Here is a 15,768-nt window from a genome sequence, read left to right as displayed (position 1 = left end):
ACCATTATTCCATAAGACATTCTACGAAGGACGCTCTCTAAAATCTTTTTTCTAACTTAATAAAACTTACTGGTATGAGTGCATCCAACAAAATTTCAGCTGTTTTGAACGAAGCCGACAAAATAGCAGCAATTGCTTTTTTGCAACAAGCAAAAGACCAATTACCTTTTTTAATTAGTACGCCAGCAGACCAAAGTCCTAGCAGAGTAATGGGTTCTAAAAGCGTTGAATATGTGTTACTGTGCTTGGAGGGCGCTAAAAGCTATCCCAACAAAATGACAGGCGATTTTGATACCGAAGAATTTGAAAAAGATGTAGTATTAATTAGTCAGCTAAGAAGTGTTAAACTAGCAGTAGCAGATTTATTAGATAGGATAGACGACACAATGTTGGCCGCCAGCGCCGATGCAATGATTGCCTCGGATAAAGTATATAAACTATTGAAAGTAGCATGCAAAGAAGACGGTTCAATGAAAGATTTAGTAGATAGAATTGCCCAACGATACAAAAGACCATCCTCTAAAAAGCCTAAAAAAGATAACAATCAGTAATTAATGTTTTTAATATTCTAACCTGCGTAGCTTATCATTTGTAAAAGGTAGGCTACGCTATTTTTTTTGATAAAGCACCAACATAATTTGTTCAATACTGATTAAAAATTGATGGTGAGCCAACAAAAAATGGTGAAAGCTGATTAAAAATTTCTAGCGTGTCAACAAAAAATAGTGAGTGCTGATTAAAAATTGTTGGTGTGTCATCAAAAAATGGTGAGTGCTGACTAAAAATTGATGATATGCCAACAAAAAATGGTGAGCACTGACTAAAAATTGGTGGCGTGTCAACAAAAAATTGTGAATGCTGGCTGAAAATTGATGGTATGTCAACAAAAAATGATGAGTACTGATTAGAAATTAGTGGAGAGTCAATAGAGTTTGTTTAATGATAATTAAAAATTGATGAGGTGTTAATGAAATCAGGTCAATAAAGAAGCTTTATAGGCTTTAATTCTTTATTTGAATTGGAACGATTGATTAAAAAAAAGATGAGCTGACACAACTATTGTCTTAGCTGATTGAGTACTAGACATTTGTGTGATAATTAAGCTTTTAATTAGGTAAAAACTATCAATTTTTTTCAGAAATCAGGATAAAACCTACAATATTATTACTTATGACACAGTTTTAGAGACTATACGATGAGTAAAATTATTCTTAAATTTGCCAATCTTTTTGAATAGATTTTACGTACAGTAAATAGTCAACAACTTTCATTCAAGCAATCGAAATATTATGGAAACAGAACTTAACAAAGACCAAAAAACAATCCTCAACAACATTGGTTATTATCAAATTATAGGCGGTGTTACAGGTATTGGCTTTACCATTTATCAACTATTACAAACAAATACTGTTAATCAAACAATAGCAATACTGTATTTATTTTGTTTAGCTGTGAGTGCTTTATCGGTGTATAGTGGGCAGTTACTTGTGAAAGGAAAACACAACAGAGGCTTACAATTTTCATTGCTTAGTCAAGTATTACAAATCTTTAACTTTACGCTTTCAGGCATTACCTTAAAATTTGTAGCAGGCATCATGCTGTCGTTGGGTATTAGTTATACCGAAACATTTAAAGTTATCTCAGGTTTTTCACTTGCTGAAAATACACTCAACTTTGATGTAAGCGATAACTCAGTCATCCTCTCAATAAACATCGTAGCATTGTTTTTAGTATATCTTATTGATAAAGTACAGAATGACATAGAAGACAAAGAGATATTACTTGAGAACGAAGCGAATAAGACGATTTATTAAGAGTGATTTATCAAGAATATTAAAAACATAGAAAGCTGTCGAAATTAGTTGTTCGACAGCTTTTGGTATTTAATGGACACAGAATTTCTACTGTTAGTCAGGTTATTTGCAAGAAGGCGCCTATTTTGTTGTTAAAAAACACCCTACGCCAAGCAATGGTTAAAATTCATAACCAATATAATTATCAAGTTCTCTGACTGGTAACATCTCTTTGGGTACTAATGGGCTATCTACTTCTACTTCTATCCCTTTTCGCCAAGCTAACTTAGCTAATGCTGTTATTTCAAATGAAAAATAGGTTTTTGCATACCAAAATTCACCTCTTCTTCCGTGTGTTTTAATTAATTCTTGTAACCCCTGTTCTACTAGTATTTTGTTGTTGTTCAAAATACCCTCACAAACGTTAATCATTCCTGTAAAACCTTTATTTCCTTTCTTCGTAACAGTTATTTTTAATTTCTCAATTTGGGCTTTAAGCTCTTCTGCATTATCAGTAATAATAGACCTAATGGCAGTATTAAAAATATAACCAATAAAATTCTTGTTTGACACTTTATTCTTTAGTGTTCCATAGCGATTAATAATATCTGTATTGTCACTTAACACAGCACAGCAAATTTTATAAATTGAGGTATCCATCAGCTCATCATAATTTCTCACCATATATTCTCCACATAAAGCGGCTTTATAAAAATGTTCTCTGGCTTTAACATAATCATTTAAAACATACATAGAATGAATGGCTATACCTCTGGCTGTCAACTCTAGATTTCCTATAGCCCAATTCCTATACTCAGATAAATTTATTCGTTCTAAACAAATTTTCTCATCACTCAAACAAATTTTCAGGGTTTCTTCTAAACTCACGTATTTCATTTTAATTGAATGGATTAAGTTTTATTAATACAATGTCTTTAGTTTCATATTCAGATTTTAGTATTTCCTATAAACCAAAATTAATGAATAGCATTTGTTCTCAACCAATTTACCCAGCCAACCTTCCCTTCCAAAAATTTAACATAACAATAACGATTTTTATACTTACTTTTGCAACCCAAAATTTTAGGTGTAAATGCAAGAGAATCAATATATTAGTTTGTCGCCCACTACTGTTGTGCAAGAAAATACTTTTTCAAAAGAGGCTTTCGGGAAAGATTTTACTTGGGGAATAGCCATGGCTGCTTTCCAAAACGAAGGTGCTTGGGATAAAGATGGTAAAGGTGAATCTATCTGGGATAAGTTTTCACATAAAAAGAATAAAATCAAAGACCAGCAAAATGCTAAAGTAGCTTGCGATTTCTACCATCGTTTTGAAGAAGATATTTTACTAGCCAAATCGCTCAATTTTAATACTTTCCGTTTTTCTATCGCTTGGACACGTATCTTGCCGCATGGTACTGGCAAGGTAAATCAGACTGGATTAGAGTTTTATCATCAAGTAATAGACTGCTGTTTAGAAAATGGATTAGAACCTTATGTCACGCTTTATCACTGGGATTTACCTCAAACCTTAGAAGATAAAGGCGGTTGGACAAACCGTGATGTTATCGACTGGTTTTCGGATTACTGCGAAGTTGTTACTCGTGAATTTGCTACAAAAGTAAAGCATTGGTTAGTACTAAACGAACCCGCAGGTTTTACAGGTTTGGGTTATATGACGGGCTATCATGCGCCCGGTCGTTTGGGAATGAGGAATTTCTTACCAGCCGTACATCACGTAGCAATGTGCCAAGCCGAAGGTGGAAGAATTATTCGTAAAAATGTACCCGAAGCAGTGATTGGGACTACTTTCTCATGTTCATTCATCGAGCCTTTTACTGATAGCGAAAATGATAAAAGAGCTGCCAAACGTATTGACGCTTTATTGAATCGTTTGTTTCTTGAACCTACTTTGGGCTTGGGTTATCCTGTGCATGAATTACCTTTTCTACAAAATATGATAAAGAAGTATGTTCATGCGGGAGATATGGAGAAATTGGCTTTCGATTTTGACTTTATTGGCGTGCAGAATTACTTTAAATTGGTAGTGAAAAGTGCCTTTTGGATTCCATATTTGAAGGCGCTTGAAGTAAAACCTAAAACCAGAAAGATTGATAATGTAACGGATTTAGGTTGGGAAGTGTCGCCTGATGGAATGTACAATATTTTGAAACAGTTCGGTGAATACAAAGACATCAAACAAATCATGGTGACTGAAAACGGTGCGGCTTTTAAAGATGAATTCCTCGATGGAAAGATTAACGATAGCGAAAGAGTAGCTTTCTACCAAAGTTATTTACAGCATATCTTGAAAGCCAAGCAAGAAGGAGTAAATATAAATGGATACTTAGCTTGGACGTTGACAGACAATTTTGAATGGACTGAAGGCTATAAACCAAGATTCGGTTTAGTCCACATAGATTTTAAAACACAACAAAGAACAGTAAAAGAATCGGGGCGATGGTTTGAGGAGTTTTTAAAATAGCTTTGAGCTTTCAGCGATGAGCTATGAGTTTTTGATAAACTTAGCTCATTGCCCATAACTCACTGCTGAAAAGCTATTTCATCGTTCAATAAACTCCTTAAATGCCTTTCTATAAGTATCAGAAATCGGTAAAAATACTTTGCCGATTTGTACTTTTTCTCGGTGAACAGATTCTATCCATTCTAAAGCAACAATATAAGAATTATGTATTCTGACGAATTGTGTTTCGGGCAATTGAGCTTCCAAAGCTTTCAAAGTTTGTAATGCCACTACTTTTTGTTGAGTAGTATAAATGGTGACGTAATCCTTCAAACCTTCAATATACATAATCTCCGACAAGCGGATTTTTACCAGTTTTGTGCCATCTTTTACAAAAATAAAAGCCTGTGTTGCATCTGCTTGATTGATGATTACTTCTTTGATTACCTTCTCTTGTATCACAGGTGCTTGTGGCTGTTGTTGAACAGAAACAGTGGTATTCAATCGTAAAGAAGCTTTTTCAACAGATTTTAGAAATCTTTCAAAAGTGATGGGTTTCAACAAATAATCCAACACATCTAATTCATAACCTTCAATAGCGTATTCAGAATATGCCGTCGTAAGAATTATCAAAGGTTTTTTCTGTAAAATCTTTAACAAAGTAATGCCAGTTATCTCAGGCATTTGGATGTCCGAGAAAAGAATATCAACCGTATTATCTCTAAGAAAATCTAAGGCTTTTAATGGGTCTGAAAAAGATTGTACTAATTGTAAGTACGGCACTTTTTTCACGTAAGTTTCCATTAAACTACGAGCCAAAGGTTCATCTTCAACAATGATACAAGTATGGGGCATCTTTTTAATTGTGAATTAGCGAATTGTGATTTAGTGATTTTTTTAATTGTGAATTAGAGAATTGCGGATTAATGAGTAATGTTTTATAGAAATCACTAATTCACTCAATCACAATTCACAATTAAATTACAAGCGTTAATTTTACTTTATAATTCGTTTCTCCGTCTTCAACGTCTAATTGGTATTTATTAGCGTAGCTCAAATCTAATCTACGACTAACATTTCTTAAACCAATACCTGATTTTTCATGATTTGAAGACTTCAATTTACTGTTTTCTACCGTATAAATCAAAGACTCATTACTCACCAATAATTTTACAGCAATAAAAGCATCGGTTGAATTATTACTTACACCATGTTTGAAGGCATTCTCCAGAAAAGTAATCAGAATTAAAGGGACAATTTGTGCTTGGGTGATGTTTCCTTCAATTTCAAAGCTAATCGGAATTTGGTTGTTCAATCGTAGTTTTTCGAGACTTATATAATTTTCGATGTACTCAATTTCTTTGCTCAACAATACTTTCGCATGATTAGAATCATAAATCATGTAGCGCATCATTTGTGATAATTTAGCAATTACTTCGGTAGTATTTGGCGAATTGGTAAAAGCTAAATAGTACAGATTGTTCAAAGTATTAAATAAAAAGTGCGGATTAATTTGCGCTTTCAAGAAAGTAAGCTCTGCCATCAACTTTTCATTTTCTACTTCTTTTCGTTTGGCTTCAAGTTCCAACCAATCTTCTGCAAACTTTAACATTCCCACAAAAATGACAATGAAAAACGTTCCTACAGCTTGTTGAACAATAAATTTCGAGCTATAAAAGTAACCGATATGTTCATTATGTGCCATTTGATACCTTTTTACATAGATATATGCTGTAATCATAATGGCAAAAAGTGGAAGGAATTCAAACAAATAAGCTACAAGGTTTTTGTTCTTTAGAAAACGTGGAAGAAAAATAAAATAATTGATATAAGCCACTAAAGCTACAAAACCTACGTGAAGTACGGAAGTAACCAAAGCTTCTACTAAATCGGGTTCTTCACCGGGTTTGGTGAAGCTGACTTGATAATAAAAGAAAGAGAAATACACACACCAGAAAGACAAGTGTATGAGTAAGATTCTATTTCGTTGGATATAAGCTTGCATATTTTTATAATGAATAATAATCAGTTTGGTATAAGTTCAACTCAAATTTCTGTAAAAAAACTAACATATATACTCTTGATGGGCTTGAAGTACTCCAATTGTCTAAACTATTGGATGAGTCCTCTATTTTATCCGATAATTCACCTCGAAATCCCGACAATTCCACTTTATCGTGTTAGTATCCGATTCGTCGATTTTCCTCCCCAGATTGTCTATCGCTGATTTTCCTTTCATTTTATTGTATTTGTTTTGTAGCAAGAAATTCACAAAGACCAAAAAATCAAAAGCGTTTTCGATACAATCAAATATTTTACGACGATGAAAAAATTATTAACATTATTCCTAATCATTTTCACAAGTAGTGAAATCGCATTAGCTCAATTCGGAGGTCCGCCAAACGGAGGCGGTGGAGATGGAAATGGTAGAAGACAAACTTCTCAACAACAGGCTGCACCAAGTTTTGAAATCAATACTCCTAAGGGAAATTCTAAAATCTCAGGTTTTATCATTGATTCAACTGCTACGAATGCGGTAGAATTTGCTAATATTTCATTAATCAACAAAGCTACTAAAAAGCCAGTTGATGGAACAATGGCAGATGAAAAAGGAAAATTTTCATTAACGAAAGTTGCTGTTGGTGATTATAAATTAACGATTTCGTTCATCGGTTTTGAAAGTAAAACTATCGATAATATTAAAGTAGAAAAAGGAAAAGACATTGATTTGGGCGTATTGAAATTAGCACCAATTTCTCAAATGTTAGATGGCGTAACAGTTACAGCTGAAAAAGCATTGATTGAAGAAAAAGTTGACCGCCTAGTATATAATGCTGAAAAAGATATGTTAGCAAAAGGTGGAGACGCTTCGGATATTTTGAAAAAAGTACCAATGCTTTCGGTCGATTTAGATGGAAATGTATCGTTAAGAGGAACGACCAATATTAAAGTTTTAATCAATAATAAGCCTTCTACCATTGTAGCAAGCAGTATTGCAGATGCTTTGAAAATGATTCCTGCTGATTTGATTAAAACGGTAGAAGTAATTACTTCGCCATCGGCTAAATATGATGCTGAAGGTTCAGCGGGGATTATCAACATCATCACTAAAAAATCATCTATTGAAGGTTTGACATTGAATGTAGATTCAGGAGTAGGACTTCGTGCTTCAAACTTAGGACTAAACGGAAGTTATCGTAGTGGTAAATTAGGTGTTACTTTAGGAGGTTTTGGAAGATTATTCTACAATAAATCAGCTACTTCTTTAGAGCAATCAACCGTGAGAGATGGTGTTACACAATTAACACAACAAAGTTCTGATGCTAAAGACAACGGTCTTTTTGGAAGATATAATTTAGGTTTTGATTATGAAATTTCAAAAAGCCAATCAATCAATGCTTCGGTAGCTTTTGGTACAAGAAATTTAGAACGTAGCCAAGATTATATCACGAGATTGTTTTCAAACAGTTCGTTAACTTCTACTTCTTACAGAGATGTTGATAGCAAAGATTTATCCAATTCAGTAGATGTGAATGTTGATTATATCAAAACATTCAAACCACAACAAGAGTGGTCTATTTCTACTCAATACAGCCAAAATAATTTAACGAATAATTTTGATGCTAATATTTTGAACGGAGCTAGTGAATTATTGAGTCGTCAGAGAAACATCAACGGTAATACCAATCGTGAGATTACACTTCAAACAGATTATCAAACACCAATCAAACAAAACCAAATGTTTGAAGTAGGTTTAAAAAGTATTACTCGTCAAGTAGATAGCGACTACCAATATTTATTCGCAGGTAGTACAGGAGGATATAGTACAGATGCCAATAATCCTTCGGGCTTATTGAATTACAAGCAAATGATTTCGTCGGGATATGTTTCTTATACTTATTCAACCAAGAATAAATATACTTTCAAAGTAGGAACACGTTACGAATACACAACGATTGATGCTACGACCGATAAGAATGCTATCAATATTCCATCTTATGGAAATTTAGTGCCAAGTATTAATATTTCTAAAAGTTTAGGTGGTGCAACTTTGAAATTGGCTTACAATAATCGTATTCAACGTCCGGGTTTACAACAATTGAATCCGAACTTCAATGCTTCAAACGCACAAAATATTACGATTGGTAACCCGAGCTTAAAACCAGAAATTACCAATAATGTTGAATTAAGTTTGAGTAAAAATATCAACAGAACGTATTTGAATGTATCGGTGTTCGGTCGTCAGACAAACAATTCAATTGTAAGAATCAGTACGCCATCAGACACTTTAGTTGGGGCAATCGTAACAACTTTCCAAAACATTGGTAAGCAACAAACATACGGAGCGAATATTTTTGGAAATACTTTCATCACACCGAAATGGTCGTTGAACGGAGGAGTAGATATTTACTATAATTACTTAGACGGACAAGCAGCGAATGCAACAGGCGGTTATTCACTAATTAGTAACTCAGGTTTAACAATTGGTGGAAGAATTTCATCACAAATACAATTAAATAACGGTTGGGGCGTTCAAGCATTCGGTGGTTACCGTGGAAACCAAGTACAATTACAAGGTTCACAAAGCGGAATGGGAATGTATTCTGTTGGTGTAAAGAAAGATATCAACAACAAAAAAGGAAGTATTGGCTTAGCAGCAGAGAATTTCTTTGGAGGAATGACGATGACTTCAACGTTGAATACCGCACAGTTTAGTCAGAAAAGTGTAAACAATATTTATAACCAAAATATCAAATTAACGTTTAGTTATAAGATTGGTAACATGAAGTTTGTAGAACAGAAAAAATCAAAATCTGTTAAAAATGATGATGTGAAAAGTGGGGAATCTAATAATTAAGTATAAAATTTGTAAATTCAAACGTTAAAATAAACCAGTCTAATCAATCTAAAACAATGAAAAAAATCGCAATCCTAGTAACAACCATTGTTGTATCAGTAACATCATCATTTGCTCAAAAATGGAATGTTGATAAAGCGCACTCTAAAGTAGGCTTTACAGTAACCCACTTAATGCTTTCAGAAGTAGATGGTAATTTCAAAACTTTTGATGCAACCATTACTTCATCAAAAGAAGATTTTACGGATGCTGTTTTTGAATTATCAGCAGATGTTGCAAGTGTGGCTACTGATAACGATATGAGAGATGGACATTTGAGAAAACCAGATATGTTTGATGCTGAGAAATTCCCAAAATTGACGTTCAAAAGTACTTCTATCACTAAAGTTGATGCTAAAAAGTATAAATTAGCAGGCGATTTAACGATTAAAGGAGTAACAAAACCAGTAACACTTGATTTAACATTGAACGGTGTTGGTAAAAACATGAGAACTCAAAAGCCAATTGCAGGGTTTAAATTAACAGGGACTATCAAACGTACTGACTTCGGTGTAGGCGGAATGCCATCAGCAGTAGTAAGTGAAGACATCGAAATTAGAGCAGTAGGTGAATTCGGTAAAGAGTAAAAAATAAGAAATAACATTGATTATTTCTTCAAGATATAGTCAGTCTGGAACACACGTAAAGTTGTGTTTTTGATTGAAAAAAAGAAAGGCTTGCTGTTCTACGGCAAGCCTGTTCTCTTTTATGATAATGAGTAAATCACTTTCCAGTAAATCTATACAAATAAGGCGCTTTGTTGGCTGCACCCGTCATTTTTTTATCTAATCTTTCCAAAATCCCCAAGCTTAACATTTTGCGTTGGAAGTTAGTGCGGAGTAACTTTTTATCTAAAATGGTTTCGTATAAATTCTGCAAATCATTCATCGTAAATACTTCTGGCAAAAGATTAAAACCAATCAGTTTTTCATCCAGAAAGAAGCGTAAAGTTTCCAAAGCTTTTGATACCATTAATGAATGATCATAAATCAAAGTAGGAATTTCTTTAATATCATACCATTCGCAAGTATCAGAATGTATATCTGGAGTTGGTGTTGCTTTCGTAAAATCAATCAAAGCATAAAAACCAATCGAAATAAAGCGTCTCATCAAAAAATGGTCGGGACCAATAATATTTCCACCAGCTGCCATTGCAGATTTCATTACTTCATTATCTCGTCTATTTCTATCACCAAATACGTGAAATTGTTCTAAGTAAATGTTCGTCAAACCTGTGCGTTCTTCTAAAATTCTTTGGGCTGCCTCTTCTAAATTTTCACTTTCTTTGATAAATCCACCCGGAACAGCTAACCAATCTGTACTTTTAAAATTCAGTAATAATATTTTCAATTGATTGTCGTGAAATCCAAAAATCACGCAGTCAATTGAAATGCCAGGAAGATAATCAACAGAACTAATTAGAGTACTCATAAGCTTTTTTGAGATGTTTAAGCGAAATTTTGATAAATGTAAAGAAAAATTTGGTAAGATAAAAAGGTTCAATTATCATTGTACCGCAATGATACAATAATTTTAATACTATTTAATCTGGAAAAATAAATATGATTTTTTTTGAGTATTTTTCTTAGCACTTTGTTATTCAGGTTTTTGACAAATGGTGAGGCAAATTAAGAAAAGAGAAAGTATGAATTCAGATAGCTCCCATTGTCTTAATGAATATGATATCCTAAGATTATTTTAGAAGTAAAAATGATAGCTATTTTAATCATGTAATGGGTACTGAAAATTCAAGGAAGATGTAAAATAGACAGAATAGCTGAATAAAACCATTCTTATTGAAATAATGTATTGAAAACCAGATTTATAAATTGACGATTTACCCATAAAGAAATAAAGTACAACTATAAATTCGGACTCATGCCTGCCTTAGGGCAGGCGATGTCAATGAATATCTGTAAACACTCTTGTATCCAATTATAATATTTGATTCGGAAAAACATAACCACAATAAAAACGGCTTATTGTTGAAGATTTGATAATAAAACATAACCTGAAACTATGCAAAACAGAAGAGACTTTCTTAAAAACACAGGTGCTTTAGCACTTGGTGGAATGCTACTACCAAATTTGGCAGACGCATTTGCTACTAAACTTACTCCGAAAAACTTTGGAGTGCAGTTATTCACAACGATGTCGATTATCGACAAAGATGTAACAGGAACATTGAAGCAAATTGCTGGAATTGGTTATAAAGAAATAGAATCGGCTTTCAGCATGAAAGGCGGATATTATGGCATGAAGCCAAAGGAATTTGCCACTGTAGTAAGTGATTTGGGCATGACTTGGCAAGCACACCATATTATGGGTGCGCCTTTCAGAATGCCAGCTCCAAAACCGGGAGCACCCGTAAATCCGAATGCTGAAATGTTGAAAAAAATGCCACCGATGAAATCGTTAATGAACGATACTCAGCAGGTAGTTGACGAAGTTGCAGAAGGCGGTGCAAAGTATTTGGTATGTGCAAGTATTCCTGTGAAGACATCAGAAGATATTAAATCGTCTTTAGAGATTCTTCAGAAAGCAGGAGAGGCTTGTAAAAAAGCAGGACTTACTTTTATTTTCCATAACCACACGGCTGAATTTGAAAAAGTAGATGGACAATTACCATTCGATATTTTTACTTCACAAATTAGTGCTGATTTATTGAAATTTGAATTGGATTTGGCTTGGGCAACGAAAGCTGGTGTAAATATTCCAGAATTATTTGCTAAACATCCGGGACGTTTCCCATTGTTTCACGTAAAAGATTTGAACAAAGAAACCTTGTTGCCTGTAGAAGTAGGAACAGGAATTGTTGACTTTAAATCAATTTTTGCGGCTGCTGATACTGCTGGAGTAAAACATCTTTTCATCGAACAAGATGGAGCGCCATCACCAATTGATAATTTAACGACAAGTTTTGGTAACTTAAAGAAGATTACAGCTTAATAGCCAATCAAGTAATTTAAAAATCCCACAAGCGATGTGATATTGCTTGTGGGATTTTTAGTTTTTATACGTCTATACTTATGAGTTGGAAACTCGTTCTAAAAAATGTAAATTTTTTGTATTATTCTTCAAAGTAAATGATACTAAAATTATAACATGAATTAATGATTCTTATTTTATTAACGAATGAGATATTTTTCAATAAAAAAGTAATTTTTCTAGAACCTGTCTCCTAGTGTGTCTAGTCCTTCTTTTTCAATTAAATCTTGTCTGTTTTGTCAAAAACCAAGGGTAAACCCTTGATTTTTAAATCAGGGGAAAGCCCTGATTTATATAGTACAAATTAAACCCAATTTTGTACTATTATTTTTTATACTATCCCGATATAAAATTCAACTTTTTTAAGTGTGCCGTTTTGCTCTAATATTCAAATACATTATACCCAATAAATCCTTTACAATGAAAACAACTTTCCAAAGCAGTGATCCACCAAAAATGGACAAAAATTTATTCTTCAAATTGTCATTTATGTTGTTGATGTTCGTTTTTCAAATCAGCGAAGTATCAGCTCAGAAAGCCCCTGTACAAACACAAAAAATTACAGGTAAAATTGTTTCTAGTCAGGATAATCAACCTGTTCCCGGAGCAAGTATTTTGGTAAAAGGAACTACCACTGGTAGTACGGCTAATGCTTCAGGCGAATTTAGTATTGATGCAGGAAGTAATGCAACTTTGCTCATTACGTCGGTAGGTTATTCTTCTCAAGAAGTGAAAATAGCAGGCAGATTAAAAATCAATGTAACCTTGGTAGAAAACATTTCGTCTTTGGATGAAGTAGTAGTGGTTGGTTATGGTTCGCAAAAAACTCGTTATCTGTCAGGTTCGCAAACCAATATTGGTGAATCAGAAATTAAAAGAACAGTCAATACTTCACTAGACCAAGCCTTGCAAGGACGTGCGGCTAACGTTTATGTAGCAAGTAATTCAGGAAAACCGGGTGGAGCATCTTCAGTATATATCCGTGGAGTTTCTTCAATTAATGGAAATACTCAGCCAATGTATGTGATTGACGGAGTACAAATTATGCCACCAAACAGTACTGAGTCTGACGGACAATCAAACATTTTAGCAAGTTTAAATCCAGATGATATTGAATCGATGAACGTATTGACTGGACCTTCGGCGCAATCAATCTATGGTTCAAGAGCTTCAAATGGAGTAATTGTGGTAACTACAAAAAAAGGGAAAGCTGGCGATACCAGAATTAACTTTACAAGTATGTATAACTTCCAGACATTACCGAACCAATTGCCAGTAATGAACCTGAAGGAATACGCAATTTATAGTAATGCTTGGGCGGATATAGCTGGTTATGGTCGCCAAGCGGAGTTTTCAGACCCTTCTATTTTAGGGGAAGGTACAAACTGGCAAACAGCTTTGTTCAAAACCGCTGCGATGAAGAAACAACAGCTTTCGCTCAGTGGAGGTAACGAAAGAACTACTTATTATCTTTCTTTTGAATTATTGAATCAAGACGGATTAGCACCCAACTCAGGCTTTGATAGAAAATCGTTAAGATTAAACCTTGAAACTAAACTTCGTAGCTATTTAAAAGTTGGGACAAACTTATCTCTTTCTGGAACCAACGAAAACCTATCCATTGGAGACGACCAAATTATTAGTACCGCTATCCAACAGTCACCAGCAACACCGCTAAAAAATGGTGATGGCTCATGGGGTGGACCTCAAAACGTAACACCTACCACTCCTTCTTACGTTTTTGTGACCAACCCCGTGGCATTGGCTTATACCAATAGCAACGTTTATAAACGTATAAGTACCTTCGGTGCTGTTTATGCAGATTTGAATATCTTCAAAGATTTGGTATTTCATGCAGAATTTAACGGTACTTATGGTAATGATACAAGAGCAATTTTTAATCCATCGTATCAATTTGGAGTAAATAATATCACTCAAGGAGCAACCAATGCGGTTACTTCATCAAGACGATATGCAGGAAATAGTTATTATTGGAGTACTAACCAGCGTTTGAATTATACTAAAAGATTTCAAAAACATGACATTAATATAAACGTTGGTCATGAATCACAATACAGTTTTTCTGAGAATTTATCAGGACAAGTAACAGGTTATACAAGTAATAATATTCCAGAATTATCCGCTGGTGATTTAAAAACTTCTATCAGTGGAAGTAGCAGAGATGCAAGCTCACAAGAATCGTATTTTACTCGTATAGGTTATATTTTTGATGATAAATATATTCTTCAAGCTACTTATCGTGGAGATGCTTCTTCAAATTTTGGTCCAAACAATCGTTGGGGATTCTTCCCTTCAGTTTCTGCCGCTTGGAGGGTTTCAAGAGAGAATTTCATGAAAGGTGTGAGTTCAATTGATGATTTGAAACTAAGAGTAGAAATGGGAACTACTGGTAACCAATACTGGGGAAAACCAATCTATGCTTCTTTGAATGCTATTCCAACACAAACGGGTCAAGGCTTTTTAGCAGCCAATTTTGCTAACCCAGATTTGAAATGGGAAAGTACAAAATCATACAATATCGGTTTAGATTTACACGCTTTCAAAAACAGAATTCATTTAGTTTTTGATGCTTATTTAAGAAAAACCAGTAACCTAATTACAGAATTACCATTGCCAGCCTATGCAGGAACAACTGGAACAGGAGCAATCGGTTCACCAGTAGTAAATCTTGGTGATTTAGAAAATAAAGGAATTGGGATTTCAATCAATACTGTACCGATTGAAGGGAAATCAGCAGGTTCATTAACATGGAAAAGCGGTTTTAATATCTCGTTTGATAGAAATAAATTATTAAAACTCAATACAGACAGAGCTTTTGCCAGCCGTAAACCTTGGTTTACTGATGTAATTTCTCGTTCAAATATTGGTCAACCACTTTGGCAGTTTTATGCTTATAAGTATGCAGGTATTTTCCAAAATTACCAAGAGCTTATCAACAGTGCTGTTCCTGCAAATGTACCAATTAGTCAAAATGGCGTTTGGGTCGGTGATGTGAAATTTGTAGATGTAAATGGAGATAATGTAATTGATGATTTAGACAGAACCGTTGTTGGAAATCCTTGGCCAAAATATACTTTCGGTATCAACAATAGTTTCTCTTATAAAAACTTCGACTTGTCAATTTTCATGCAAGGAACGTATGGAAACCAAATATTCAACCAATTAAAATTGAACAATTCGGGCTTTACCAACTTAATTCGTGGAGCTTACAAAGAAGTAATCAATTTTGCCAGACCAAGTAGTTATGATGAAACTGCACAATTGTTGAATCCGGGAACGAATGTGCCAAGAGTAGGAAATACACCAAATGGTAACGGTCGTGCAACTGATAAGTTTATCGAAGATGGTTCGTATTTACGTGCTAAAAACATCACTTTGACTTACAATTTACCAAAAGCAATTCTTAAAAAATACTTGCCAATTAATGGTTTACGCTTAACGGCTGGTGTTCAAAATGCTTTTACTATTACCAAATATTCAGGATATGACCCAGAAGTAGGAAATGCTTCAAATGTTCCAGGTTTTGATAATGGTCGTTATCCATCTTCAAGAATGTACACTTTTAGCTTGTCGGCAGACTTTTAATCAACGTACATTTTATCAAG

At 34.1% G+C, this 15,768-nt stretch carries 11 protein-coding genes; 7 read left to right on the top strand and 4 right to left on the bottom strand.

What is annotated here, in order from left to right:
- Positions 1-74: 74 nt before the first annotated feature.
- Together ABID42_RS01835 and ABID42_RS01830 are read left to right on the top strand one after the other, a co-directional pair.
- The gene (locus ABID42_RS01835) at positions 75-551 is read left to right on the top strand and encodes a hypothetical protein (RefSeq protein WP_323257220.1); all 477 of its coding nucleotides are present in this window, start codon (positions 75-77) and stop codon (positions 549-551) included.
- 738 nt (positions 552-1,289) lie between these two features.
- Complete coding sequence (locus ABID42_RS01830; protein ID WP_367282192.1) at positions 1,290-1,814, top strand: hypothetical protein; 525 nt, start codon at positions 1,290-1,292, stop codon at positions 1,812-1,814.
- 159 nt (positions 1,815-1,973) lie between these two features.
- Here the strand turns inward: ABID42_RS01830 and ABID42_RS01825 are convergent, their stop codons facing one another.
- The gene (locus ABID42_RS01825; protein WP_367282191.1) at positions 1,974-2,681 is read right to left on the bottom strand and encodes an Imm49 family immunity protein; all 708 of its coding nucleotides are present in this window, start codon (positions 2,679-2,681) and stop codon (positions 1,974-1,976) included.
- 205 nt (positions 2,682-2,886) lie between these two features.
- On the opposite strand from ABID42_RS01825, the gene ABID42_RS01820 reads away from it, so the two are divergent.
- Positions 2,887-4,278 (top strand): GH1 family beta-glucosidase, encoded by a 1,392-nt coding sequence (locus tag ABID42_RS01820; protein ID WP_367282190.1) that lies wholly within the window; start codon positions 2,887-2,889, stop codon positions 4,276-4,278.
- A 78-nt stretch (positions 4,279-4,356) separates the two neighbouring features.
- Here ABID42_RS01820 and ABID42_RS01815 read toward each other — a convergent pair whose 3' ends face one another.
- Together ABID42_RS01815 and ABID42_RS01810 are read right to left on the bottom strand one after the other, a co-directional pair.
- Positions 4,357-5,112 (bottom strand): LytR/AlgR family response regulator transcription factor, encoded by a 756-nt coding sequence (locus ABID42_RS01815; RefSeq protein WP_323257212.1) that lies wholly within the window; start codon positions 5,110-5,112, stop codon positions 4,357-4,359.
- A gap of 121 nt (positions 5,113-5,233) precedes the next feature.
- Complete coding sequence (locus ABID42_RS01810) at positions 5,234-6,262, bottom strand: sensor histidine kinase (protein ID WP_323257210.1); 1,029 nt, start codon at positions 6,260-6,262, stop codon at positions 5,234-5,236.
- 318 nt (positions 6,263-6,580) lie between these two features.
- Here ABID42_RS01810 and ABID42_RS01805 point away from each other — a divergent pair, with 318 nt between their 5' ends.
- Both ABID42_RS01805 and ABID42_RS01800 read left to right on the top strand, forming a co-directional pair.
- A complete protein-coding gene (locus ABID42_RS01805; protein ID WP_367282189.1) occupies positions 6,581-9,115 on the top strand; it encodes a TonB-dependent receptor in 2,535 nt (844 codons plus the stop codon).
- A 56-nt stretch (positions 9,116-9,171) separates the two neighbouring features.
- Positions 9,172-9,741, top strand: a complete 570-nt coding sequence (locus ABID42_RS01800) for a YceI family protein (protein WP_367282188.1) — start codon at positions 9,172-9,174, stop codon at positions 9,739-9,741.
- A gap of 136 nt (positions 9,742-9,877) precedes the next feature.
- On the opposite strand, the gene ABID42_RS01795 is transcribed toward ABID42_RS01800, so the two are convergent.
- Positions 9,878-10,585 (bottom strand): NUDIX hydrolase, encoded by a 708-nt coding sequence (locus ABID42_RS01795; protein ID WP_323257204.1) that lies wholly within the window; start codon positions 10,583-10,585, stop codon positions 9,878-9,880.
- A gap of 588 nt (positions 10,586-11,173) precedes the next feature.
- On the opposite strand from ABID42_RS01795, the gene ABID42_RS01790 reads away from it, so the two are divergent.
- Both ABID42_RS01790 and ABID42_RS01785 read left to right on the top strand, forming a co-directional pair.
- The gene (locus tag ABID42_RS01790) at positions 11,174-12,103 is read left to right on the top strand and encodes a sugar phosphate isomerase/epimerase family protein (protein WP_323257202.1); all 930 of its coding nucleotides are present in this window, start codon (positions 11,174-11,176) and stop codon (positions 12,101-12,103) included.
- Between the two features lie 495 nt (positions 12,104-12,598).
- The gene (locus tag ABID42_RS01785; protein ID WP_367282187.1) at positions 12,599-15,748 is read left to right on the top strand and encodes a SusC/RagA family TonB-linked outer membrane protein; all 3,150 of its coding nucleotides are present in this window, start codon (positions 12,599-12,601) and stop codon (positions 15,746-15,748) included.
- The last annotated feature ends 20 nt before the right edge of the window (positions 15,749-15,768 follow it).

The organism is Arcicella rosea (assembly GCF_040543805.1).
Lineage (GTDB): Bacteria > Bacteroidota > Bacteroidia > Cytophagales > Spirosomataceae > Arcicella > Arcicella rosea.
The sequence above is the reverse complement of the archived record's forward strand: the minus strand, read 5'-3'. Positions and strand labels throughout refer to the sequence as shown.